Raw genomic sequence first — 908 nt, 5'->3', positions numbered from 1 at the left:
GTGCCCTCTGGGTGACGGTACGCAGGGTTTGGTGGGTTGGACAACCAGCGCAATCCGATCGTGACCGCCCCGCCCCGCAGCCCTACTTCATCCAAGGATCCTCTGGCCCGGCTGATGGTCCGCGGATTCCCGGGCCTTACCCGGCTCGCTGCCAGACTCCGGTCAGACGGTCACAGCCCGATCACAGGGCGGTTGCGTGTTCGCAACGGATGTCTCTGATGGTCCTGGATCGCCCCATTCCGGCTCGTCAGCATGCTTACCGTTGGGTCTGGCGTAGAACACAACCCAACCGCAACGAAGGGCCGGAAGGCGCCGCCGGACCCCCCTATCCTGAGGAGGAGTCATGGGAACAATGACCAAGAGCACCTGGATGAAGAAGGCAGCAGCCCTCGCGATCGCACCGGCCGCGATCCTGTCCGTCGCCGCCTGCAGCGACACCTCCGGATCCGAACAGGGCGCCGACGTCGAAGACGTCGTGGAGTCGGATGAGGAGGACAACGAGCAGGTCGCCGAAGGGGACGACGCCTACATCGGCTCCTACGACCAGTCCTGGTACGACGACAACGAGTCCTACATCGGTGAAGAAGTCACCCTCTCCGCGGACGTGAACGAGGTTATCGACCCCACGGCGTTCACCATTGCCGGCACCGATGACACCACGGTCGAGGAGCTGCTGATCGTGCACCCCGAGGACCTCCCCGAGGTCAGCCCCGAGCTGACGGTCGCGGTCACCGGGACCGTGAAGGAAGGCTTCGACCTCGTCACGGTCGAGGAGGAGCTCGGCGTCGACCTCGATGACGCTCTCTACGAGGACTGGGACGGCGAGCCCTACGTCCACGCCACCGAGATCGACGACTCCGTCGCCTCCGACTCCTAACCCCTGACGCCGCAAAGACCCCTCCACGGGT

Annotated in this window: 1 protein-coding gene; it reads left to right on the top strand. The window is 65.0% G+C overall.

Annotated elements, in window-relative coordinates; genetic code table 11:
- The first annotated feature begins 343 nt into the window (after window positions 1-343).
- Window positions 344-877, top strand: a complete 534-nt coding sequence (locus AC4D2F_RS16855; protein ID WP_490911636.1) for a hypothetical protein — start codon at window positions 344-346, stop codon at window positions 875-877.
- The last annotated feature ends 31 nt before the right edge of the window (window positions 878-908 follow it).

This window comes from Arthrobacter sp. TJ-263 (assembly GCF_058269155.1).
This window is presented reverse-complemented; position numbering and strand designations above follow the sequence as displayed.